Origin of the sequence: Metabacillus litoralis (genome assembly GCF_020524045.1) — a bacterium.
GTDB classification, from domain to species: domain Bacteria; phylum Bacillota; class Bacilli; order Bacillales; family Bacillaceae; genus Metabacillus; species Metabacillus litoralis_C.
Genome location: NZ_JAIVKL010000007.1, coordinates 15306 through 38064 on the forward strand (window position 1 = coordinate 15306; position 22759 = coordinate 38064).

General features: G+C 34.0%; 22 protein-coding genes and 1 riboswitch. Of the genes, 15 read left to right on the forward strand and 7 right to left on the reverse strand.

Annotated elements, in window-relative coordinates; all coding sequences use genetic code 11:
* The first annotated feature begins 71 nt into the window (after positions 1-71).
* Together LC076_RS12125 and LC076_RS12130 are read left to right on the forward strand one after the other, a co-directional pair.
* Positions 72-1526, forward strand: a complete 1455-nt coding sequence (locus LC076_RS12125) for a PAS domain-containing sensor histidine kinase (protein ID WP_226669367.1) — start codon at positions 72-74, stop codon at positions 1524-1526.
* Positions 1527-1740: 214 nt separating this feature from the next.
* Positions 1741-2181 (forward strand): GNAT family N-acetyltransferase, encoded by a 441-nt coding sequence (locus LC076_RS12130; protein ID WP_226669368.1) that lies wholly within the window; start codon positions 1741-1743, stop codon positions 2179-2181.
* Between the two features lie 522 nt (positions 2182-2703).
* Here LC076_RS12130 and LC076_RS12135 read toward each other — a convergent pair.
* Positions 2704-3528, reverse strand: coding sequence for a manganese catalase family protein (locus LC076_RS12135; protein ID WP_226669369.1), 825 nt, complete (start codon positions 3526-3528; stop codon positions 2704-2706).
* A gap of 147 nt (positions 3529-3675) precedes the next feature.
* On the opposite strand from LC076_RS12135, the gene LC076_RS12140 reads away from it, so the two are divergent.
* Positions 3676-4467: a DUF2935 domain-containing protein gene (locus LC076_RS12140; protein WP_226669370.1), complete on the forward strand. Its 792-nt coding sequence runs from the start codon at positions 3676-3678 to the stop codon at positions 4465-4467.
* A gap of 534 nt (positions 4468-5001) precedes the next feature.
* Here the strand turns inward: LC076_RS12140 and LC076_RS12145 are convergent.
* Complete coding sequence (locus LC076_RS12145) at positions 5002-5319, reverse strand: DMT family transporter (protein WP_226669371.1); 318 nt, start codon at positions 5317-5319, stop codon at positions 5002-5004.
* Position 5320: 1 nt separating this feature from the next.
* Positions 5321-5656 (reverse strand): DMT family transporter, encoded by a 336-nt coding sequence (locus tag LC076_RS12150; protein ID WP_226669372.1) that lies wholly within the window; start codon positions 5654-5656, stop codon positions 5321-5323.
* 666 nt (positions 5657-6322) lie between these two features.
* On the opposite strand from LC076_RS12150, the gene LC076_RS12155 reads away from it, so the two are divergent.
* The 6 genes from LC076_RS12155 (at position 6323) to LC076_RS12180 (ending at position 14097) form a co-directional block, all read left to right on the forward strand.
* Positions 6323-7507, forward strand: a complete 1185-nt coding sequence (locus LC076_RS12155) for a D-alanyl-D-alanine carboxypeptidase family protein (protein ID WP_226669373.1) — start codon at positions 6323-6325, stop codon at positions 7505-7507.
* A gap of 93 nt (positions 7508-7600) precedes the next feature.
* Entirely contained in the window at positions 7601-7777 is a 177-nt protein-coding gene (gene tatA, locus LC076_RS12160; RefSeq protein ID WP_226669374.1) for a twin-arginine translocase TatA/TatE family subunit, read from the forward strand.
* 364 nt (positions 7778-8141) lie between these two features.
* On the forward strand, positions 8142-9938 hold the full coding sequence (locus tag LC076_RS12165; protein WP_226669375.1) for a M3 family oligoendopeptidase: 1797 nt from the start codon (positions 8142-8144) through the stop codon (positions 9936-9938).
* A gap of 240 nt (positions 9939-10178) precedes the next feature.
* The gene (locus LC076_RS12170; RefSeq protein WP_226669376.1) at positions 10179-11408 is read left to right on the forward strand and encodes a dicarboxylate/amino acid:cation symporter; all 1230 of its coding nucleotides are present in this window, start codon (positions 10179-10181) and stop codon (positions 11406-11408) included.
* 422 nt (positions 11409-11830) lie between these two features.
* Positions 11831-11986: riboswitch (cyclic di-AMP (ydaO/yuaA leader) on the forward strand.
* A 125-nt stretch (positions 11987-12111) separates the two neighbouring features.
* A complete protein-coding gene (locus tag LC076_RS12175; RefSeq protein ID WP_226669377.1) occupies positions 12112-12768 on the forward strand; it encodes a potassium channel family protein in 657 nt (218 codons plus the stop codon).
* Positions 12769-12771: 3 nt separating this feature from the next.
* A complete protein-coding gene (locus LC076_RS12180) occupies positions 12772-14097 on the forward strand; it encodes a TrkH family potassium uptake protein (protein ID WP_226669378.1) in 1326 nt (441 codons plus the stop codon).
* A gap of 78 nt (positions 14098-14175) precedes the next feature.
* On the opposite strand, the gene LC076_RS12185 is transcribed toward LC076_RS12180, so the two are convergent.
* Positions 14176-14901, reverse strand: coding sequence for a ZIP family metal transporter (locus tag LC076_RS12185; RefSeq protein ID WP_226669379.1), 726 nt, complete (start codon positions 14899-14901; stop codon positions 14176-14178).
* 177 nt (positions 14902-15078) lie between these two features.
* Positions 15079-16077, reverse strand: a complete 999-nt coding sequence (locus LC076_RS12190) for an ABC transporter substrate-binding protein (RefSeq protein ID WP_226669583.1) — start codon at positions 16075-16077, stop codon at positions 15079-15081.
* Positions 16078-16248: 171 nt separating this feature from the next.
* Between LC076_RS12190 and LC076_RS12195 the strand changes: the two genes are divergently transcribed.
* The 5 genes from LC076_RS12195 (at position 16249) to LC076_RS12215 (ending at position 20251) form a co-directional block, all read left to right on the forward strand.
* Positions 16249-17250: a FecCD family ABC transporter permease gene (locus tag LC076_RS12195; RefSeq protein ID WP_226669380.1), complete on the forward strand. Its 1002-nt coding sequence runs from the start codon at positions 16249-16251 to the stop codon at positions 17248-17250.
* Positions 17250-18308 (forward strand): FecCD family ABC transporter permease, encoded by a 1059-nt coding sequence (locus LC076_RS12200; RefSeq protein ID WP_226669381.1) that lies wholly within the window; start codon positions 17250-17252, stop codon positions 18306-18308. The genes LC076_RS12195 and LC076_RS12200 overlap by 1 nt, the downstream gene beginning before the upstream one ends.
* A gap of 94 nt (positions 18309-18402) precedes the next feature.
* On the forward strand, positions 18403-19224 hold the full coding sequence (locus LC076_RS12205) for an ABC transporter ATP-binding protein (RefSeq protein WP_226669382.1): 822 nt from the start codon (positions 18403-18405) through the stop codon (positions 19222-19224).
* Positions 19217-19975 carry an IucA/IucC family C-terminal-domain containing protein gene (locus tag LC076_RS12210; protein ID WP_226669383.1) on the forward strand — a complete coding sequence of 253 codons (759 nt, stop codon included), beginning with the start codon at positions 19217-19219 and terminating at the stop codon, positions 19973-19975. The genes LC076_RS12205 and LC076_RS12210 overlap by 8 nt, the downstream gene beginning before the upstream one ends.
* Positions 19976-19987: 12 nt before the next feature.
* Entirely contained in the window at positions 19988-20251 is a 264-nt protein-coding gene (locus LC076_RS12215; protein WP_226669384.1) for a YusU family protein, read from the forward strand.
* A gap of 355 nt (positions 20252-20606) precedes the next feature.
* Here the strand turns inward: LC076_RS12215 and LC076_RS12220 are convergent, their stop codons facing one another.
* Both LC076_RS12220 and LC076_RS12225 read right to left on the reverse strand, forming a co-directional pair.
* Entirely contained in the window at positions 20607-20954 is a 348-nt protein-coding gene (locus LC076_RS12220; protein ID WP_226669385.1) for a spore coat protein, read from the reverse strand.
* A gap of 13 nt (positions 20955-20967) precedes the next feature.
* Positions 20968-21240, reverse strand: coding sequence for a hypothetical protein (locus LC076_RS12225; RefSeq protein ID WP_226669386.1), 273 nt, complete (start codon positions 21238-21240; stop codon positions 20968-20970).
* Positions 21241-21570: 330 nt separating this feature from the next.
* Between LC076_RS12225 and LC076_RS12230 the strand changes: the two genes are divergently transcribed.
* A complete protein-coding gene (locus tag LC076_RS12230; RefSeq protein ID WP_226669387.1) occupies positions 21571-22488 on the forward strand; it encodes a proline dehydrogenase family protein in 918 nt (305 codons plus the stop codon).
* Positions 22489-22759 lie beyond the last annotated feature (271 nt).

The window sequence follows — 22759 nt, forward strand, 5'->3', positions numbered from 1 at the left end:
TTATGAGACATTTAACTTAAGATAAAGAGACAAATATCTATGTGATGAATGATCCATGGAAGGGGAACATCATGAACATTACTAGAACGACAAGTAAACAGAAAGAAAAACTTGAAGTTTTTATCGAAAGAAGTGGATTCTTCAAACAGCCATTATTTGAGGAACATCCGGAAGGCTATTATGCACTGGATCTTGATGGCAGATATGTTAAAGTAAACAAAGTTTGTGAAGAGTATACAGAATATACAAAAGAAGAATTGTATCAATTAACATTTGAAGATCTACTGTTGGACGGAAAAGAAAAGATTACTTCTGCCTTTAAAAAAATTGTACAAGGAGATATACAAAAATACGAATGTACAATTAAGACAAAAAATCATCAAATACTAGAATTAGAGGTTACGAACTTGCCTATTATTGTTGATGATGAGGTGATAGGTGTTTACGGAACTGCCAAGGATGTGACACAGTTCAATCAACAGCAAGCTCTTCGTGAGGAAAATGAAAAGTTACATCATAGTCTTGTAGAGCATTCCCCTGACGGAATCATCATCACACAAAGTGATGTATTAGTTTATGCTAATAAAGAAGCTAGTATCTTATTAGGAGCAACTAGTAAGGAAGCAGTCATTGGAAATCATATTTATGAACTTTTTCCTAAAGAACGAGGAGAAATGTTGGTAAAGTATTTAGAAAATGCAGAAAAAGGCTTACCATCATCACTTCATGAAGAGAAGTTGATTCAGATGGATGGTACAAAAATCGATGTAGAAATGAAAATAATCCCTACAATTTTTAAAGGTGAAAAAGCGAGTTACTTTATTATTAGAGACATTACAGAAAAAAAACTTGCTCATGAAGTGATGATTAATTCAGAAAAATTATCTGTTGCAGGACAATTAGCAGCAGGAATCGCTCATGAAATCCGGAATCCAATTACCGCAATAAAAGGATTTTTACAACTAATGGAAGGTGGAAATCTTTATAAACAAGAATACTTTCCAGTTATATCAGCAGAAATCAATCGCATAGAACTAATTTTGAGTGAACTACTTGCACTAGCTAAGCCTCAACTAAATAATTTTAAGCATAAAAATATTATTAGCATTTTACAACATATAGTAGCTCTTACACAATCTCAAGCAATTTTACATAATATCAGAATTAGTACTGAATTTCATATAAAACAAGGTATTGTATTTTGTGATGAAAATAAATTGAAACAAGTGTTTATTAATTTTATCAAAAATGCCATTGAAGCAATGAAAGATGGAGGCACAATTACTGTTAAAGCAAAACAAGTTGAAGAGCATATTGTTGTAGAAGTCATAGATGAAGGGAAAGGGATTCCAAAAGAAGTATTAGATAAAATCGGAACTCCGTTTTTTACCACAAAAGAAAATGGGACAGGCCTAGGTGTGATGGTTAGTTATGAAATTATTAAACATCATAAAGGAGAAGTGAAGATTGATAGTGATTCAAGAGGTACATCAATTACTATAAAACTTCCAACTTCAAAAAGATAGAGATAAATTGATATGGTATATCTTTTAATAAAAGGCTCTTTTCTGAACGAGTGTTGCTATGTAACCAAAATTTGGAGTAAAAACAGTGTTTTCCCAATATAAGGGTACTATTTTATGAGAAAAGATGCCACTAGACTTAATACAATGCTGATTGCTTAGGCTATTTAATAGCAACAAAGTTTGCGAAAACAGCTTAATAAAAAGAGGTGAGGTAATGGAAATACTGACAACAAGATTAAAAGTAATACCTTGTAATGAAGAATTATTAGAGAACGATGAAGAAATAAGTGGACATATCTCACATTATTTAGATGCTCTTTCAAATGACCCAACGATGGAAGGATGGGGAGTTTGGTTTGTCATTAGTCAGCAAGATAATTCTTTAATAGGTGATATTGGCTTCAAAGGAAAACCTCAACATGGTGTGGTGGAAATTGGCTATGGCATCCATAAAGAAGCACAAAATCATGGATACGCAACAGAAGCAGTGGAAGCTCTTATTCATTGGGCATTTCATTCTGGACTAGTTACTAAAATAGTAGCTGAATGCTTAAAGAGTAATGAAGCATCAATAAAAGTATTAAAAAAGCTTTCGATGAATAAGACAGGTGAAGATGATTCCATGATTTATTGGGAGAAAACGTTAGAACATTAAGTGAAAAACGATGAATAGCTAGATTCCTTCTCAATGCAAAGGTGTCGAGAATGTGTACATAGGATTTGTGTCAAGTCCAAGGGCTATAGTTATAAGTCAAATTGTTCTGCTATTTGCCTTATGCTTGTCACTGATCGAGGCTAGAGGTGGATTTTGTCGGAAATTGTCTAATCGAAGATAAATTCGAAAAATCGAAGATAAATTTAGAGAATCGAAGATAAAACCAAGAAATCGAAGATAATTTTTAAAAATCGAAGATAAATTTATACTCCACTTTCTTATAGACGGAAACCCCTAGAGTGATAACGCTTTCATTTTTTTCTCGAGGATCAAACTGAAAAAAGACTAGCAAAACTAGTCTTTTTATAGCAACAGATAAAGAAATTTTAGTTTCTAGCTCAGGTATCATCGGCTTGAGAAGGAAAAAAGCTATCTTAATAGAAGATGAAGATTTAAAAAGAACATCTTCTAATTCTAGTAGCCTTATGCTTGTCACATAAGACTATGCTCCATACGCTTATCTTAACAATCAGAAGGTGGGGTATCATGATACACTGGTGGCGCTGGACGTGGAACTGGTTTTGGCGCATGTGGTTGAGGATATTGAACATATTCAAAAACACCTTTGCCGTCCATACTAGGACCACTTGCCCATCTACCTTGAGCACTTTCTTCTCCTCTAGAGAGATTCATAAATTTATAAGAAAATTGTTGTGCTTCTAAATTCATTGGGAATGTACTTGGTACCGTTTTACCTTCTTTCGCTTCTAGCTCTGCAATCGCTGCTAACCATTGATTTTGATGCATCCGATCTCTCGCTATTAAAAAAGAAAGCATGTCTTTTACACCACGGTCATCTGTAGCTTCGTACAAGCGAACAGCTTGGAGACGGCCTTGTGATTCAGCATTTAAATTCGCTCTGAAGTCTGCTAGCAAGTTCCCACTCGCAATAATATAATTTCCCATCCAAGGAACACCAACACTATTAACTGGTAGGGCACCAAGTCCGGAAACAATCGCATGTTGAGGATTCATTCCACCAAGAACAGCTTCAATAACAGGATTCTTAGCTGCTTCTTCTTGTTCTTTTAGTGGTGCATTATCTAATAATCGACCAATCATTGTTGCTAACATTTCAATATGTGCAAGCTCTTCTGTACCAATATCTAAAATCATATCTTTATATTTTCCAGGACATCTTGTTCCCCAACCTTGAAATAAGTATTGCATGGCAACTGAGATTTCGCCAAATTGTCCGCCTAAAATTTCTTGAAGCTTTTTTGCATATACGGGATCTGGACGATCGGGTTTCGCGTTGTATTGAAGTTCCTTGATGTGAAAAAACATGAAGAAACCCTCCTCATTATTTTTATCGTCGAACATGGATATTTATATTCAAGCAATTTATATTTATGACGATCGTCTCTTATTTTTTTACTCTAAGACAGCCTGTGCTTGCATATTGTTTAGAGAATAAAGCTCTGGGAGGTAATGATGAAAACATTTGAAGAGGCAGCAGCATTTGAACATCAATTTTGGCTCCAAATTCTTGGAGATCATGCGCGTTTTATTTTAGATTCATTAGCAGTGGAAGAAAAAGACGCGATAGAGGAAGCGATGAGGTTTAAGCAAGTGTTTGATACATTATTGAAAAAATCTAGAGAACAAGATAACTTACACACTTTAACTTTAGAAGCTGAGCAATACACAACAGAGTTTCGTCAATTTAAGCTTTCTCTTATTGAACGGCACTTAATAGGTAAAATAACAATACACCTTTCTCCATCATTTCTAAATCATATGGTCAATGAACTGGAAGAGTATTTATTAGTACTTAGCTATTTGAAAAAGAAAGAACAGCCACCAATTTTTCATGAATTACATCATCACCTTCTGTGGTTACTAGATGCTGCAGGTCATGCAGGAGCTATATCAGATACACTTGATCGTGCTGAAAAACAATTAAAACAAAAAAGTGATGTTTTTACGAAAGATTTTGAGGATTTTTATTTGAAGGCAGTTGAGATGTCAGGATACTTAAGAGCAAATGTTGATTCATTTCCAGCACTTACAAAAATGAATCATGATGTTGAGCTTGAGATTGAATTGTTTAGAGGTTTTTTAGCTGAGGTCGAAGAAATGGAGCTTTCAAATAAAATGCTTAGCACGTTTTCTGCTTTAATGGCAGACCATATGATGAGAGAAGAATGCTACTACTTAATGAAGGTTGCTGAGGCAGCCAATAAAAAGTTGCCAAATTGTGATCCGACTAAACCAAGATTATAATCAAATCTTAAAGAGGGTGGGACATAATTAAAGAAGTCATAGAAAAAGACATATTTCTAAATTCAGTTAAGCTGAAAGAAACAAGCTCGTTCCATTGCGCTGCAGACACTCGCTTTCCACTAGTTCTTAAAAATAGCATGCAAAATCACTATTGAACACGGCAAATAAAACCCGAACTATTAGGAGAATGTTTAATGGACATATCAACTAATAATTCGGGTTTATCATTAACTTAAATACTTATGTCCCAACACTTTATTAGGAGGATATTTTAAAAAGAATTGTCGTTTTTTTATTAAACTGATTAAGGTTGATATAGGAGCGAGTTTTAAAGAGCAAAAACAACCTATAAACAAAGTGCTAATAATCAACATTAGCTTTAGCACTTTTCATTAGTGATAGTAACTCGATCTTTTGCTATAAAAAAAATAAAACAGGAAAAAAGACCTTGAAAGCTTAAATTACCAATCAATAGTTAAAAAAAATATACGAAAGAACTAATTTTAATATCTTTCGTTTTATAAATTAGAAACTTTAATGTGGGATAAATTTCAGGCCAATTGTTGAGCAAATGATCATTGAGATGAACAATAAACGTTTCCAATCTGTTGATTCTCCTAAAAAGAAAATCCCAATTAGCGCACTGCCTACTGTACCAATACCTGTCCATACAGCATAAGCTGTTCCCATAGAGATGGTTTCCATTGCAAAAGATAGAAATGAAAAGCTTAATAAAAATCCAACAATCATCATAAAACCATTCATTAAGCTCTTTCTTTTATTAAATTTAGATATGGCTGCAACACCTGCAACCTCACAGAATCCTGCTAATATGAGAGAAAGCCAATCCATGTTAAATTCCTTCCTCCTTGTGATCACTTGTCACCATTTTTAATCCAATTACTCCAGATATGAGAATAGCGCACAAACCAATTTTTATCACGTTTAATTCGGTACCAAAAAATAGAATTTCTGCTATGACTGTTCCAGCTGCACCTAAGCCTGTGAATACGGCATATGCAGTTGTTATTGGTAATAAACTTGTTGCTTTTATTAAAAGATAAAAGCTGATCATAATCGCTAGAATTGTTGCAATCCAAGCAGTAAAAGTAGTCGAGTATTTTAATCCAGAAACCCAGCATACTTCAAAAATGGCCGCAATATAAATAAGCACCCAGTTTTTATTCATTTATCTATACCTCCTGTTATGTCTCACTATGGCTGTTTTTACAAGCCTTGTTGCTTTTAACAACTTCAAGTAAACAACGCTTTACCCAGCAGGGTGGCATCTTTTCTTATTAGAATAGTACTTATTATGCAATAAGAACAATGCTTGAACGGCAATATTAGGGCAATTAGCAACAATCTTTCAGAAAAGAGCTCTCATTAATGAACAACATTGCTACTATCATTTCTCATAAAATCAAACAAATGTATATATTTATTATGTTAAAGCTTATTGTTGATTGTAGTGAAGATTATGAGACCCTGCTTTAGAAAAGTGTGTCACCGGGAGCCCCACAAGCGCGCAGCTTAGGAGACTCACGGAATAGTTAGGCTGTTTCTTTCTTTTCTCCCTAAAGGGTCCTATTTTTTCCACTGAAAGGGAATGCCTGTACCTAAAAAAAGTGACTTATTATTAAGCAGATAATGCAGTTAATTATTGATATCGAATGAAGATTAATAGATAAGTAGTATAAATGTCCTTTTCTTTATGTAGCAAGTATAAATAGTATTTTGACGTAAATATAGTTATTTACGCCTATTGTGAAAAAACATAGTATTGTTTTTAGCTAATAGCCTTGATATGCTAATCAAGATGAGTGAAAAAGAACCATTTTAGAGGTGTAATCTGATGAAGAAAAATATAGTTAGAAATGTATGTTGTATCATCTTATGTTTAGCATTATTTCCAAATACTAGTCAAGCTACGAACGAAAGCTTAGAACTGAGTGTTGATAGTCACGCGGCTATTTTACTAGATTCACAATCAGGGCAAATTCTATATGAGAAAAATAGTCAAGAAAAACTACCACCTGCAAGTATAACGAAAATAGCCACCGCCATTTATGCAATTGAAAAAGGTCGTTTAGATGATAGTGTAACAGTTAGCGAAAATGCAAGAAATGTAGATGGAACACGTGTTTATTTAGAAATCGGTGAAGAAGTACCTTTGAAAAAATTAATCCAAGGGCTTTTACTTAATTCAGGGAATGATGCGGGTGTTGCTATTGCAGAGCATCTTAGTGGCTCAGTTTCTAGTTTTGCAAAGGAGTTAAATTCTTACTTAAAAGAAGAAATTGGAGTAAAGAACACAAATTTTATGAATCCACATGGCTTATATCACCCCAATCATCTAACAACTGCAGAAGACATGGCGCAAATAACAAGCTATGCCATGCAAAATGAAGTTTTTAGAGAGATTTTTAATACAATTGAACTAAAATGGACGGGTGAAGGTTGGGATACAACAATTATTAATCATCATGTTATGGTAAGAGATCAATCATATGAGGGAATTTCTGGTGGGAAAAATGGGTTTGTTGATGAATCAGGATTTACTCTTGTCACTGCCGCAAATCGAGAAAAATTAAGTTTAGTAGCAGTAACATTAAATACAGATACTAGTAGTCAAGCATATAAAGATGCTACAACATTATTCGATTATGGATTCAATAACTTTGAAAATGAGACTTTACCTAGCAATGAGAAGTTTACAACTGAAGATGATAAAGTTTTTGTCACTACGGAGGAACTTTCTTATGTGAAACATATAGGTGAAACAGTAACGAAAGAAATTCTACCAACAGGTGAACTTGTTGTAAAAGGTGAAGATAACCGTATTATAACAAGTTATCTATTAGAAGAAGTGAAAAACAAAGAAAAAGAAAAGCAATTGAAAAATGAAATGGTTTCACCAAAAATAGAGAATGAAGCTGCTGATGTGGGAAAAAGTCATTTAGGCTATATTGTACCCATTTCATTACTGATGTCATTTGTTGTTTCTATCTTTTTTTACATTCAAGTTAGAAAAGTTTAAGTTTAAATTCCTTTTTTTGCTTTTAATAAACTATTCATATATAATTTATTAAGGCTTCTAGTATTCTATTTCGATAAGGAAGAAGTGTTAAATATGAACCTAGGATTCAGTGAAATTCTGCTTATTTTGTTTGTTGCTTTGTTATTATTTGGACCAAGTAAATTGCCTGCATTAGGTAAGGCAGCAGGTAATACACTGAGAGAATTTAAACATGCTACAAAGGGTCTTATCGATGATGATCATGATGATACCCCAGCTTCTAAGAAATAGAATGAAACAATATAATGAGGCAGGGCAGGCAAATCGCCAATGTCTCTTTTTTTATGGAAAAAAGTATATGTTAAAAATATTTATTATGTCTATTTATGCTAAATTGATTAAAAAAAGTTCATTATCTTTAACATGATTGAGAGCCTTAATATTGGCTGTTTTCTTATACTTTGTTGCTGTTAACAACTCCAAGTAAACAGCACTTTATCAAGCATGGTGGCATCTTTTGTTAATGTAATAGTATTTATTATGCAATAAGAACAATATTTAAACTACAAAATTAAGGTAATAAGCAACAATCTTTCAGAAAAGAGCCTTAATATTTTAGTTCAATAAATTAAATGAAGGAAAGGAACGAAAAATGATGAATTTACCTACTTTCAACACAACATGGGATTTAGAATCTCTCTTTAAAGGGGGAAGCCAGTCAAATGATTTCATCAGTTACTTGCATGACACACAATTAAAGGTCGAGCAACTAAATCAAATGACGCTCAAATGGCCACTTTCATTTAAGGTGGAAGATGTATCATTACTAATAGAAATTATCAATAGTATGTCTACCATTATCATTAAATTAGAGCAAGCAAATTCCTTTGTAGGATGTTTACAAGCACAAAATACAGCTGATAAAGAGGCGAACTTACTAAGATCAAGGGTTACATCTTTGAATACTGAATTTTCAAAAGTAGTTGTAAAAATTGATCAGCTACTAGGTGATATTGATGAAGATACTTGGAAGCAAGTGTTAAAGAAATCTGAAATAAAAGAACTTACATACATAGTGAATGAAATGCGAAACCAGTCTAAAGAAAAATTATCTGTAGAAAAAGAGCAGTTAATTCAAGAATTATCTGTAGATGGTTATATTGGTTGGGAGCAGCTTTATGATCTCCTTGTTTCAAACGTGCAAATTCCTTATAACGATAACGGTGTTGAGAAAGTCTTATCAGTTGGTCAAGCATCTAACAAATTTTCTGATTCAAATCGTGAATTGCGAAAAGAAATGTATGACAAGTGGGAAATAGCATGGGGAAATCAAAGTGATGTGTTTGCAGAAACATTAAATAGATTATCAGGTTTTCGATTGTCTGTTTATAAAGAACGAGGATGGAACAATACCTTAAAGGAACCACTTGCTATTAATCGAATGAACAAGGAAACACTTGACACAATGTGGCAGGTGATAGCAGAAAACAAACAACCCCTTGTTGATTATTTGAATCGAAAAGCAAAGCTCTTAGGACTAGAGAAACTGAGTTGGTACGATTTAGAAGCACCCCTTGCAAAAGCAGATTCTGTGATGACCTATCAAGAAGGTGCGGAATTTATTTTAAAACAGTTTAGCCAGTTTGGTCCTCAATTGACTGCGTTTACAAAAGAGGCCTTTGAAAAGCAGTGGATTGAAGCAGAAGATCGACCGAATAAGGCACCGGGTGGATTTTGTACAGGATTACCTGAAACAAATGAATCGAGAATTTTTATGACATATTCCGGTACACCTTCAAATTTATCAACTCTTGCACATGAATTAGGTCATGCCTTCCATTCATACGCAATGAAGGATGTACATCCTTTAAATAGTGATTATGCAATGAATGTTGCTGAAACGGCATCCACTTTTGCTGAAATGATTGTAGCAGATGCTGCATTAAAGCAAGCCACTAATCATGATGAGAGACTAGCATTACTAGACGATAAATTACAAAGAAGTGTAGCCATGCTCATGAATATTCATTCACGCTTCCTTTTTGAAACAGCTTTTTATGAAGAAAGAAAACATGGATATGTATCAAGTGAGAAATTATCAACACTTATGCTCAATGCACAAAAAGAGGGATATTCTGATTCATTAGAAGATTATCATCCACTTTTTTGGGCATCAAAGCTTCATTTCTTTATAACAGATGTACCTTTTTATAATTTCCCTTATACATTTGGCTATTTATTTTCACTTGGAATTTATGCAAATGCTCTTGAGGAAGGCAAAGAATTCGAACAGAAGTACATTGACTTATTAAAGGATACAGGTTCAATGACTGTTGAAGATTTAGCAATGAAACATTTATCAGTTGATTTAACGAAAAAAGAATTCTGGGAAAAAGCTGTTAACATGGCTACAAGTGATGTGGAAGAATTTATTAAGCTAACAAATAAATAAGGACTCTTTTCTGAAAGATTGTTGCTACTTGAACTAATTCTCTGTTAGAAACAGTGTTTATTATCGTATAAAGGTATTGTTCCAGAAGAAAAGATGCCACTAGACTTTATATAGTGCTGTTTCCATCAAGTATTAAAAAGCAACAAAATTTACAAAAGCAGCCTAAATAATTTAATGGAAAAGGTTTCTAAATGAATAAAAAAAGGAAAAGAATAGAAAATTAAAAAAGAGGTGGTTTTCTTGAGGTTAGCAACAAAAATAATAATCGGGTTAGTATTAGGTGCAATCGTTGGGTTAGTTCTGAATATTGTATCTCCTGATTTATTTACTACATTAAATACATTTTTATTTACTCCACTTGGTCAAATCTTTTTGAATTTGATTAAAATGCTTGTTGTTCCAATTGTATTTTTCTCTATTACTCTTGGTGTAGCAGGATTAGGAGATCCTAAAAAGCTTGGAAGAATGGGCTTAAAAACTATTAGTTTCTTTCTAATAACCACAGCAATTGCTATTATCATTGGTCTATCACTTTCAAGCATCATTCAACCAGGAAACATAGGAAGCTTTAATACAGAAGGTGTTGAATTTGAAGCACAAGAAGCTCCATCTACGGTTGAGACATTACTGAATATCATTCCTGCAAATCCAATTCAAGCTTTTGCAGAAGGAAATATGTTGCAAATTATCGCCTTTTCTATTTTCGTTGGTCTGGGAATTACAATGTTAGGTGAAAAAGCTAGCGCATTACTTAAGTTTGTTGAACAAGGAAACAACTTAATGATGTATTTAGTGAACTTGATTATGAAATTTGCCCCATATGGTACATTTGGTTTAATTGCAACAGCTGTTGGTAGTCAAGGGTACTCAGCTATTAAAGCGATGGGCTTATATATGTTCGTTGTTATATTGGCTTTAGTTATTCACGCAATTGTTACCTACGGTTCGGCTGTATATTTCCTTGCTAAGTATAATCCATTAACTTTTTTCAAAAAGTTTGCACCAGCTATGACTGTTGCTTTTAGTACGTCAAGTAGTAATGCAACACTACCTATTTCAATGGAAACTGCTCAAAAAGAATTAAAGGTTCCAGAACCCATAAGTAGTTTTGTTCAACCTCTAGGCGCAACAATCAATATGGATGGAACAGCCATTATGCAAGGTGTTGCAACTGTGTTTATCGCTCAGGTATATGGCGAAGCACTTACGACAATGGAGCTAGTTACAGTTGTTTTAACTGCTGTGTTAGCTAGTATCGGTACTGCTGGTGTTCCTGGTGTAGGGCTAATTTTATTAGCAATGGTTCTAAGCTCAGTAGGTTTACCTGTAGCAGGTATTGGCTTAATTATTGGTATTGATCGCTTACTAGATATGGCACGTACAGCAGTGAATATTACTGGTGATGCTGCATGTGCATTAATTGTTTCTGAAACTGAAAAGAAACACACAAACCTCGCAGAATCTAAATGATAGACGATGAATGTTAGCCCTGATAACGGGCTAACATTTTTTAGTGAGGCGGTATTCTAAAAGTTTTTAATGTGGTGTCGAATTTTTGATTTTTTGTCTAATCGAAGATAAATTAGAAAAATCGAAGATAAATTCTTATAATCGAAGATAAATTCCGATAATCGATGACATTCTCAGGAAATCGAAGATAAACCATCATGACTTCTCATGACAGAATTGCAAAATAATAAACAACGTTGAATTAATACAAACTTGAGTAACGAAATATATAGATTAGTTGAGAAAACACATTATGTAAGCGTATAATTGAATGAAATTGGTCATTTTTAGAACTTTAAAAGGAAATTTAGTCCTTTACTACATAAATCATAGAGGAGTAAGATACATTCATAATCATCATTATTTCTAAAAATAGAATAGATTGTTCAAAATCGCTTAATCCTATAAATAGGAGCGGGGGACCCATTATTGAATCTGAATTTTTAGATTCTGGGGTGAATCAAACCTTTGTGTTTGAAGGGCTACTCTCAATTGCCCTAATCCGACAGCTAACTTCGTAAGCGTTAGAGGGAATGGACTTGTGATAAATATAGTCACAGGAGTACATTAGGCCTCTGTGTCTTTTTTTATGCTTCAAAATCAATAAAAAGGATGATCGTACGAGGAAAACGTTCATTTTATGAATAGAAAGAAGGAAATTTGTGTGAAAAAGCAATTTGCTGTATTTGGATTAGGTCGTTTTGGTGGTAGTTTAGTAAAAGAGTTTTATGAGCTAGGAATAGAGGTATTGGCGATCGATATAAGTGAAGAGAAAATCCAGCAATATGCCTCATATGCTACACATGCGGTTAAAGCAAATGCTCTTGATGAAACGATCTTAAAACAACTAGGAGTTAGAAATGTAGATCATGCGTTTGTTTCATTTGGTGATAATATTGAAGCAAGTATTTTGACGTCTTTATTATTAATAGAATTAGGAGTACCACAAGTTTGGGCAAAGGCACAAAATGATTATCATCAAAAGGTATTAGAGAAAATTGGTGTGAACCGAGTCATTCATCCTGAAAGAGATATGGCAAAAAGAATTGCCCATCATATTATTTCAGAGAAAATGATAGATTATATCGAGTTATCAAAAGAATATAGTATGGTTGAGGTTATAGCTACGAAGAAATTAAACAATAAATCATTATTTGATTTAGATATCAGGTCAAGATATGGCTGTAATATCGTAGGAATACAAAGAGGAGAAGAGATAAGTGTTTCTCCTGGTGCAGATGAAAAGATAGGCATAGGAGATGTTTTGTTGATCATTGGAAAAAATAAAGATATTATCCGGTTCGAAGAAAATGGAATGTAAGGGATGAAAGCAAAAAGATTTATTAAGCTAAATCCTTCACAGTTACTAGTTTTGGTGTTCGTTGTTTCCATTACTATTGGAACGATTTTACTAAAGTTACCCTTTGCTACAAATGTTTCAATTAAATGGGTTGATGCTTTGTTTATTGCGACCTCAGCAATGACTGTCACAGGTTTAGCAACAGTAGACCCTGGTTCAACATTTACTGTTTATGGACAATTCATTATTGCGATATTAATTCAAGTCGGTGGCTTAGGAATTATGTCATTTGCGGTATTAATTTTTATGGTTTTAGGCAAAAAAATAGGATTGAAAGAAAGAATATTAATTCAGCACGCATTAAATCAAACATCTCTAGGTGGAGTGATTAAGCTTGTAAAGTACTTATTTATTTTTTCGATTACGATTGAAATGATTGCAATGATTTTTCTTGCCATACGTTGGGTACCTGAATATGGATGGTCACAAGGGTTATTTTATAGTTTTTTTCATTCTATATCCGCTTTTAATAATGCAGGTATCGCCCTTTGGCCAGATAATTTGATTCAATATGTTGGAGATCCTATTATTAATATTGTGATGTCTTCATTATTTATCATTGGAGGAATAGGCTTTACTGTTCTTGTTGATATCTGGCATAAAAAGAGTTTTAAAAAATTATCTTTGCATACGAAAATGATGATTGTTGGGACATTAATCATCAATGTTGTAGCGATGCTTTTCATCTTTTGTGTGGAATATAGTAACCCAAAAACATTAGGAGAGCTAACACTGGGTAACAAGCTATGGGCATCTTATTTTCAAGCTGTTTCACCAAGAACAGCCGGTTTTAATACAATTGACATAGGTGGTCTAGATGAAACGAGTATCTTCTTTATGGTTATTTTAATGTTTATAGGTGCTGGTAGCGGTTCAACAGGTGGTGGAATTAAGTTAACCACAGCAATTGTTATTGGACTAGCAACACTTACATTTCTAAAAGGGAAAAGTGAGGTGGTTGTATCTCGTCGAACAATTCATTACTCAACGATTGTTAAAGCACTTGCGATCTCGATGGTTAGTATTGTATTTGTGATCTGCTCCATTCTCTTATTGAATATCACAGAAAAACACGCATCATTTCTAGACATTATGTTTGAAGTAGTTTCCGCTTTCGGTACGGTAGGACTATCAACCGGAATAACGGGAGATTTAACATCAATTGGAAAACAATTGATCATTTTTATCATGTTTGTAGGAAAATTAGGTCCTTTAACATTGATGTTTTCTCTAGCAAAGCCATCAAAAGAAAAGATACGATATCCACAGGAGGACGTTTTAACCGGATGAGGGTGTAATGGAGTTTGCAAAAATGTAAGCCGACTAAAGGATCTACCTTTTGTCGGCTCTTTTTGTACTTGATGTTACCTATAAGTGTGATAAAAACAAAGAGCTTAATAAACCTAAAGAAGCAATCAGTCCAACGATGGCTCCTCCTTCTTCAAATGCTTCTGGCATCATTGTTGAAGCAACCATTGCAATAATCCCTCCTGCTGCAAAGGCAGATATAAAGGAAATAACAGAAACAGATGTATGTTGTAGAAAAGTAAAGCCGAGTAAGGAGCTTAAGGAAGCGAGTAGAACAACAATTAACCACATCACTAGAATTACTTTTTTACTATATCCATCTTTTTTTAAGCCAACTGTACTTGATAAGCCTTCAGGAAAATTACTAATGAATACGGCAATAACCATTAAATAGCTTACAGACCCTTTTCCAAGAAGACTAACACCAATGATGATAGATTCTGGAATCGCATCAAGGACTGTGCCAATAAAAATAGAGAGTCCTGAAGAATGTTCATTACTTTTTTTAGATCTTTTGCGATCTTTTCCACCTTTATTAGAAATGAATAGTTCCGAAAAAGTGAAAACTAATGATCCTGATAAGAAACCTATTGAGGTAGCCATAAGTCCCCCTTGAGCTACTGCCTCAGATAGTAATTCAAAGGATGCGGCACCGAGTAGAACGCCAGTACCAAAGGACATAATAAGTCCAGTGACTTTTTTTGGTAAGTTAGTATAGATGCCTAACAGAGCTCCTATTAAAATAGAGGAACCTGCAAATGCTCCCCAAAGTGCTGCCTGTAGCAAAAGAACTCATCTCCTATATAAAATTCTATTTATGTCTTTACTTTTCCCTTAAAGAATAAGAAATAACAATATATAAAAGTTTTATAGCGAAGATTGAAGATTGGTGCTTTTTTGAAATATGGTTGTGAAAAGGCAAGAAAAAAACCGACTGAATATTATCAGTCGGCCTTTCCAGTGTTATTCAGATATCTTTTGCTCAATATCATCTAAAAGTAAATTAGCTGCAAGAACACCACCAGCTGTGTTCCAAATAGAGTCATCAACTTTGTAAGCTTTTTCTGCTTTTACAACTTCAAGGTTTTTCCAAAGAGGATCGGTTGTCCACTCTTCTTCTGTTTTGTTTGCTTCTTGATCTTCTGGAGTTGTATAAGTGAAGTAAAATAAGATGTCTCCATCCATTTTTGGAATAACTTCTTTACCAACTTCACGAGCAAATAAATCTTCAGGATTATCAGAGAAAACGTCTTCTAACACGCTCGGACGACTGAACCCTAATTTTTCAAGAATAACTCCTGAGAAAGAATCTTTATAGTAGATTCTAGTTTTACCTGCCATAAAACGAACAACTGAAACATCTTGGTTAATTTTGTCACCAGCAGATTCTTTTATTTCAGTAATACGGTTTTCAAAATCCTCAATCACTTTATTTCCTTCGTCTTCTTTATTTAATGCTTTTGCATAAACTTTAAAATTCTCTTGCCATTCACCTTTTAATGTTTCTGTGAAAACAGTAGGTGCAATTTTATTTAGTTGCTCATAGACTTTTTCTTGTCTTAACTTGTTACCGATAATGAGATCTGGTTGAAGTTTAGCAATAGCCTCAATATTTACATCACTTTCTGTCCCAACAACTTGAACATCTTTCATGTCATCTTTTATATGCTCATACCAAGGGTCTCCAGACCAAGATTGTACAGCACCAACAGGTGTAACCCCCATTGATAATAGGGCTTCTGTTCCTTCATTTGTTAAAATAACAACTTTTTCAGGAGTTCCAGTAATTTCTGTAGAACCCATAGCATGATCAATTGTATATGTTTCTTCAGCTGGAGCATCACTAGTTCCTTCAGTTGTTTCATCTTTACCTTCGTCAGCAGTGTTTCCACAAGCTGCAAGTATTAGCATGGTAATACTTAATAATAATAATGTTAACCATGACTTTTTATATGTAGTCATCATGTTCTTACCCCCAAAATAGTATGATAATCGTTTTCATTTCCAAGGTAAATGATAATTGTTATCAAATGAGTTGTCAATCTTTAATTGAAAATGATTTTCAAAGTCATTGTTTTTTGATAGAATAAACTTTAGAAAATAAGATGATCCGTGAATATAAGGAGTTCCTATATGTTATTTCATACAGTTTATCGTAGAACACTCGGTCTAATTACAGGTGTAATATTACTTTTACTTTTAATGTGCGGAAGTCTTGTGTTTGGTTATGCAGAAACAAATATGACTACTGTTTATCATGCATTTGCTAACTTTAATGGATCTAATGAACATATTATTGTTTACAATGTTAGGTTACCAAGGGCGCTGATCGCTGCTGTAGTAGGAGCGAGTCTTGCCATTGCTGGTGCGATCATGCAAGCATTAACAAAAAATCCACTCGCATCACCAAGTGTATTTGGAATAAATGCAGGAGCCGGATTTTTCGTGGTTGTAGCTGTGTCACTTTTTTATGTTAATTCATATCAAACATACACATGGCTTGCTTTTGCAGGAGCCGCTTTTACAGCATTTTTAGTCTATTTTGTTGGATCTTTTGGTAGGGAAGGGCTAACTCCAATGAAACTTACATTAGCAGGAGCCGCTATGGCAGCGCTTTTTTCTTCATTAACACAAGGCTTACTTGTTGTGAATGAAGCTGCTTTAGATCAAGTTTTATTTTGGTTAGCAGGATCTATTCAAGGAAGAAAGATGGAAAGTCTGTATACAGTTTTACCGTATATTTTACCTGCGATCATTTTAAGTATGGTTCTTTCTCAGAAAATAAATGTCCTTACAATGGGAGAAGATGTAGCTAAGGGTTTAGGGCAACGTACTGGAGTTTTAAAATTAACAGGTGCTTTTATCGTGATTATTTTAGGTGGTGGGGCAGTGGCTGTTGCTGGTCCTATTGCATTTATCGGTATTGTCATTCCTCATTTTGCTCGATTTTTAGTCGGAAATGATTATCGATGGATTCTTCCATATTGTATTGTTTTAGGAGGTTCACTTCTTGTATTTGCTGATATTTTAGCAAGGCTTGTTGTTATGCCAGAAGAAGTGCCAGTAGGGGTTATGACAGCATTTATAGGAACACCCTTTTTCGTTTATATAGCTAGAAGGGGGTTCGGAAAATAATGAAAAAATATTATAAATTGAGAATTGGAAACGACAAATTATCTTTTTTAATTGATAAAAGAGCACTTATTATTTCATTTATTTTGTTATCAATCGTATTAGCGATATTTATTATTAGTACGGGGATCGGAGAAGTGATTATAAGTCCATTCAACGTATTTAAGACGCTCTTTGGTTATGGAACAGACATGGAAAATCTATTTATTTTTTCCTTCCGCTTACCAAGGATCATTATCGCCTTATTAGTAGGTGTTAGCATTGCTGTAGCTGGTGCAATACTTCAGGGGTTGATTCGAAATCCATTAGCTTCACCTGATATTATTGGTATCACTGGCGGAGCATCTGTTGCGGTTGTTATGTTTCTCATGCTTTTTAGCGATAGAAATAATTCACTAATCATAAGCATAAAGTGGATGCCGGTCGCAGCATTTATAGGAGCAACAATTATCGGGTTACTTGTTTATTTCCTTTCGTGGAAAAATAATGGATCTTCTTCTATTAGATTAGTGTTAATAGGAATAGGCTTAGCGATGTTAACACAGTCTTTAACAACCTTATTTATGGTGAAAGGTCCCATTTACCAGGCTGCACAGGCAAATGTGTGGATAACAGGTACAGTGTACGGAGCTACATGGGAACAGGTTCGTATATTACTACCGGTTGTGGTGATCTTGTTTATTATAAGTATTGTGTCGGTTCGTAATGTGAATATTCAAGAGCTTGGTGATGAGCTTGCAACAGGTGTTGGTAGTGCCGTTCAAAAAAATCGATTTCTGCTTTTACTACTAAGTACGGCATTAACAGGTAGTGCTGTTGCTTTTGCTGGTGTGATAGGTTTTGTCGGTTTAATGGCACCACATATCGGTAGAAGATTAGTTGGGTCATCTTTCGGTTCATTGTTACCTGTATCAGCACTAATTGGTGCAATTCTTGTGATGGTAGCTGATTTACTAGGAAGAACGTTATTCTCTCCATTAGAAGTACCAGCAGGTGTTTTTACTGCAGCAATAGGAGCACCATATTTTATTTATCTGCTATATAAAACAAGAAATACTTGATATTTTTCAAATAGGCTATGTTAAAGCTTAATGATGATTTTTAGCACTTTGTAAACATTCCTATAAATAAAGTCTATTAATTAAAGGAGCGATCATGATGATGGAAGCAATCGAAACAAATGCGCTCACACTTTCATATGGAGATACAATTATAATTAATGAGTTAGATGTGAAAATACCTAAAGGTGAAATTACTGTTTTTATTGGAAGTAATGGCTGTGGCAAATCTACATTATTACGCTCAATCGCAAGACTATTAAAGCCAAAGGTAGGTCATATTTTATTAGAAGGTCATTCCATTGCAAAGCTACCAACAAAAGAAGTAGCAAAACAGCTTGCGATTTTACCACAGGGGCCAGTTGCACCAGAAGGTTTAACCGTTCTTCAATTAGTAAAGCAAGGAAGATATCCTTATCAAAATTGGCTAAAGCAATGGTCTAAGGAAGATGAAGAAGCTGTTCAACATGCATTAGAAGCAACAAGTATTGCAGAATTAGCTGAGCGACCAGTTGATTCCCTGTCTGGTGGTCAAAGGCAGCGAGCATGGATTGCGATGACATTGGCTCAAAAAACAGATATCATTTTATTAGATGAACCAACAACTTATTTAGATATGACACATCAAATTGAAATTTTAGATCTTTTATTTGAATTAAATGAACGTGAAAATCGAACGATTGTTATGGTCCTTCATGATTTAAATCTTGCTTGTCGTTATGCACATAACTTGATTGCATTAAAAGATAAAAAGATCTTTGCACAGGGAAGACCTGAAGAAGTGATTAGTTGTAGTTTCGTTCAAAATGTGTTTCAAATGAGTTGTGAGGTAACAGTGGATCCATTATTTGGTACACCACTATGCATTCCACATGGAAGAGGAAGATGTATTGTAAAAGAGGCAGTGACTCATGGCTAAGCTTTCTAAGCAAGAGATTGAATCGTTAAAGAAATATCGTTTAAGTTGTGAAAAGGCACCACAATTATTAAGGATTTCAGGGCAAGATTTTTTGACGTCTGATCGTTTTCAAGAACTCATATCAAGTAAAGAAATTCAATTGAAATTGAACACAACGAAACATCCTGTGATTGGCTCGATGATCATGAAAAGATATGCTTTTTTAGCTGCGCTTGTTCTGTATGCTATGAGTGTGTTTAATAAAGGGATAAATAGTTCAATTTCAAACATTTCCTTGCAAACAGATGAAGAAGATCCGATATGGCTTCCTAGTTTTTATTTTGATGATTTGGAGGTAACGATTCCTGAAGAAGATCGAGATTCCTGGAGATCAAGTGTTGTCGAAACACTTTTTAAATACAACATAGCAAATGTAGTTTCTTCGATTGCTAAAGAAGCGAAAATCTCTAAAACAATATTGTGGGAAAATACAGCGATCTATATATTCTGGATGTATGAAACACTACTACAAGAAGCAGAATTGGAAGAAGAGACATTAAAAAGAATTCAAGATGATTTTGATTTTGTTGTGCAAAAAGCTCCTGCTGAATTGTTTGGAGTTAAAGGTAATCATCCAATCTTGCCATATTATCATCAAAAACAAGAGGAAACTCGTAAGCGTTCAACTTGTTGTTTGTTTTACTTTACGTCAAAAAACGGTGATCGCTGTAAAACGTGTCCTATTGAATGTAAGCAACCAACAATCAAGTAGGGGGGCAGTATATTGGATACTAAATTAGTGGAACAGTTTGAAGGACTGATTGATAAATACACCGAATTATTATTAGGTGAAGCAACAGATGAATTAAAGGAAAAGGTGAAAATGTGGGCTCTTTATTTACATATCTCAAAATCAATGCCACCACTAGCGAAGCATTGGAACGCGACCTATCCTAAAAGCAAAAATGAATTAAAAGAAATAATCAATGAAATAAAAAAATTAAATGAAAGGTATCGTGAAGAAAATAAAAAGGAAAACTTAGACTGATCCTTAGAGTTGCGATACAGAATGCAAAATAAAATACGATAAGATTTTAGCGTGACATTTACAAGCGATCACGCTTTTTACTTTGGAAAAAAATCAAACGTTTTTTATATAATTTCTTATACGAAAAACCGCTGTTGAATAAAAAAACAACAGCGGTTTTTATGTGGTGACCATGCCAAGTTTTTTTGTTGATTTTATAAACTTTATAAGGGAGGCTTGGAAATAACTTAGTAATTAACAAAAAAGCCGAACAAAGTAATAGCTTAGCGTAATATATTTCAGAGCAAAGTAACAACACCTAAAACCATTGTTCGGTATCTATTTAGTTAAAATATTTTTGTAGCAATTCCTATATTTACTGTTGTACAGTTCCATATGGAGATTGTTGTTGGATCGTAGTTGAGTGCTGTTGATATGCTTGCTGAAGCTTTTGAGTGTCAGCTGCTTCTAGTGAATACCAACCGTTTTTAAACATTAAATTATATAAGTCTCTTTGGCTTTGCTGTGATTCATTAAAGATCGTTAAAAGATCTTGATAAAGTGCTTGATGACTTGCCTCATTTAGTGCAGTTGAATATGAAGCTGTCATATATTTTTCAGTAGATAAAATATCATTCACAAAGTCTCGATCATTCATTTTAGGTCCTTGTTGAACTTGTGTTTCTGCATTGCTAATTTTTTGTTGAGTTGAATCATTATTCATCCTTGTCACTCTCCTATTGAAGTTGAGATCCTATTGAAGATTGTTGAGTTGTCTGAGATTGAAGGTGGTTCAAGATTTTTTGATAATGCTGGTTATGCATCTGTCCTACTTTTTCTAATTGCTGTTTTATCTCTTGATTTTGGCATTGACCTGCAAAAAAATGGGCTTTTTTCATTGCTAATAAATTCCAAGATAACATATCTGTTAAGTAAAGTTGATCCTTTGATGTAATAACATTAGGTGGTTGCTGCATCATTGATTGCTGCTGTGTATTCTGCTGTTGCATAAAAACTCCTCCTTACATCGTTCTGTTCTGATTTTTCCTGATTAATAGTTAATTTTAGATTTCAATTTATCGTTCCACTCTGAGAAATGTTCTATGCACAAATTGTTCTTAACCCTCTTATGCTTTACAACATATAGTGGTGGTATAAAGAATAAAGATGTAATAAAGAAGAAAGAAACAATGAATGCGGTTACTTTTTGTCGAATGGAGAGAAGAAGGGAATATAATAACATTCAACTAATCAATATAACTTGATCATCTTAGCTATACATTCCCATTCATATTTAAACGTAGCCAACGGAATAAAAACGGTTTGGGAGGGTTTTTATTATGGAAAAATTACTACGAAACTCTTTTATGTTTTTATCCAGAAATAAAATGTTGACTAGATTAGCAAAAAAATACGGTTTGCAGTTCGGAGCTTCAAGGTTTGTAGCGGGTGATACAATTGGGCTAGCAATAAAAGTAATAAAAGAACTAAATCAAAAAGGATTAGTCGTTACACTCGATCATTTAGGTGAATTTATTGAAGATGAAGAAGAAGCAAGAAAAATGGCTGATCATTGTATAAAAACAATTCAATCAATTGGTAAATGTGAGCTACAATCACAGTTATCATTAAAGTTAACATCAATGGGGCTAGATATTTCAGATAACGTTGTGATTGAGAATATGAGCAGAATTCTAGAGGAAGCACAAAAGCATAATGTGTTTGTCACTATAGATATGGAAGACCATTCAAGATGTGAAAAAACACTAAAAATCTTCAAGCAACTTAAGAAGGAATATGATCATATAGGTACAGTTGTTCAAGCTTATCTATACAGAACTGTTTATGATATCGATGAGTTAAATGAATATAAGGCAAATTTAAGACTTGTTAAGGGAGCTTATAAAGAATCACCGAAAGTAGCATTTCCTGAGAAAGCAGCTGTTGATGAAAATTTTAAACATATTATTAAAATGCATCTATTGAACGGTCATTTTACTGCTGTTGCTACACATGATGATAAGATCATCGATTATACAAAAAACTTAGTTAAAGAATATAACATCCCAAAGCAACAATATGAATTTCAAATGCTTTATGGAATTAGAACGGAAAAGCAGCTTGAGCTTGTGAAGGAAGGATATCAAGTACGTGTGTATGTTCCATATGGAGACGACTGGTATGGTTATTTTATGAGAAGAATGGCTGAAAGACCAGCTAATGTGGCTTTTGTTGCTAAGGGAATTTTCCGAAAATAACCGTGCTGATTTATCCAATTTCTGCAGGTACTAATTGAAGGTGCTTTATGTTGGAAATGAAGGAATCCAGCTTTTTAACTATCCAAAAAGGCTGGGACATAATTAAAGAAGTCATACAAAAAGACCAATCAGTTAAGCTGAAAGAAACAAGTTCGTTTCATTGCGCTGCAGACAATCGCGTTCCACGGGGAGGAAGCTAAGCCTCCTCAGCTACGCCTGCGGGGTCTCAGCCTTTCCTCTATTCCCGTAGGAGTCGATTGTCTTCCGCTCC

Excerpts from the sequence above, each read along its gene's own strand:
- LC076_RS12135 (WP_226669369.1), bottom strand. The coding sequence starts at position 3,528 with ATGTTTTTTCACATCAAGGAACTTCAATACAACGCGAAACCCGATCGT.
- tatA (WP_226669374.1), top strand. The coding sequence starts at position 7,601 with ATGAACCTAGGATTCAGTGAAATTCTGCTTATTTTGTTTGTTGCTTTG.
- LC076_RS12145 (WP_226669371.1), bottom strand. The coding sequence starts at position 5,319 with ATGGATTGGCTTTCTCTCATATTAGCAGGATTCTGTGAGGTTGCAGGT.
- LC076_RS12195 (WP_226669380.1), top strand. The coding sequence starts at position 16,249 with ATGTTATTTCATACAGTTTATCGTAGAACACTCGGTCTAATTACAGGT.
- LC076_RS12230 (WP_226669387.1), top strand. The coding sequence starts at position 21,571 with ATGGAAAAATTACTACGAAACTCTTTTATGTTTTTATCCAGAAATAAA.
- LC076_RS12165 (WP_226669375.1), top strand. The coding sequence starts at position 8,142 with ATGAATTTACCTACTTTCAACACAACATGGGATTTAGAATCTCTCTTT.
- LC076_RS12155 (WP_226669373.1), top strand. The coding sequence starts at position 6,323 with ATGAAGAAAAATATAGTTAGAAATGTATGTTGTATCATCTTATGTTTA.
- LC076_RS12150 (WP_226669372.1), bottom strand. The coding sequence starts at position 5,656 with ATGAATAAAAACTGGGTGCTTATTTATATTGCGGCCATTTTTGAAGTA.
- LC076_RS12140 (WP_226669370.1), top strand. The coding sequence starts at position 3,676 with ATGAAAACATTTGAAGAGGCAGCAGCATTTGAACATCAATTTTGGCTC.
- LC076_RS12180 (WP_226669378.1), top strand. The coding sequence starts at position 12,772 with ATGAAAGCAAAAAGATTTATTAAGCTAAATCCTTCACAGTTACTAGTT.
- LC076_RS12125 (WP_226669367.1), top strand. The coding sequence starts at position 72 with ATGAACATTACTAGAACGACAAGTAAACAGAAAGAAAAACTTGAAGTT.
- LC076_RS12205 (WP_226669382.1), top strand. The coding sequence starts at position 18,403 with ATGATGATGGAAGCAATCGAAACAAATGCGCTCACACTTTCATATGGA.
- LC076_RS12130 (WP_226669368.1), top strand. The coding sequence starts at position 1,741 with ATGGAAATACTGACAACAAGATTAAAAGTAATACCTTGTAATGAAGAA.
- LC076_RS12190 (WP_226669583.1), bottom strand. The coding sequence starts at position 16,077 with ATGACTACATATAAAAAGTCATGGTTAACATTATTATTATTAAGTATT.
- LC076_RS12210 (WP_226669383.1), top strand. The coding sequence starts at position 19,217 with ATGGCTAAGCTTTCTAAGCAAGAGATTGAATCGTTAAAGAAATATCGT.
- LC076_RS12220 (WP_226669385.1), bottom strand. The coding sequence starts at position 20,954 with ATGAATAATGATTCAACTCAACAAAAAATTAGCAATGCAGAAACACAA.
- LC076_RS12225 (WP_226669386.1), bottom strand. The coding sequence starts at position 21,240 with ATGCAACAGCAGAATACACAGCAGCAATCAATGATGCAGCAACCACCT.
- LC076_RS12200 (WP_226669381.1), top strand. The coding sequence starts at position 17,250 with ATGAAAAAATATTATAAATTGAGAATTGGAAACGACAAATTATCTTTT.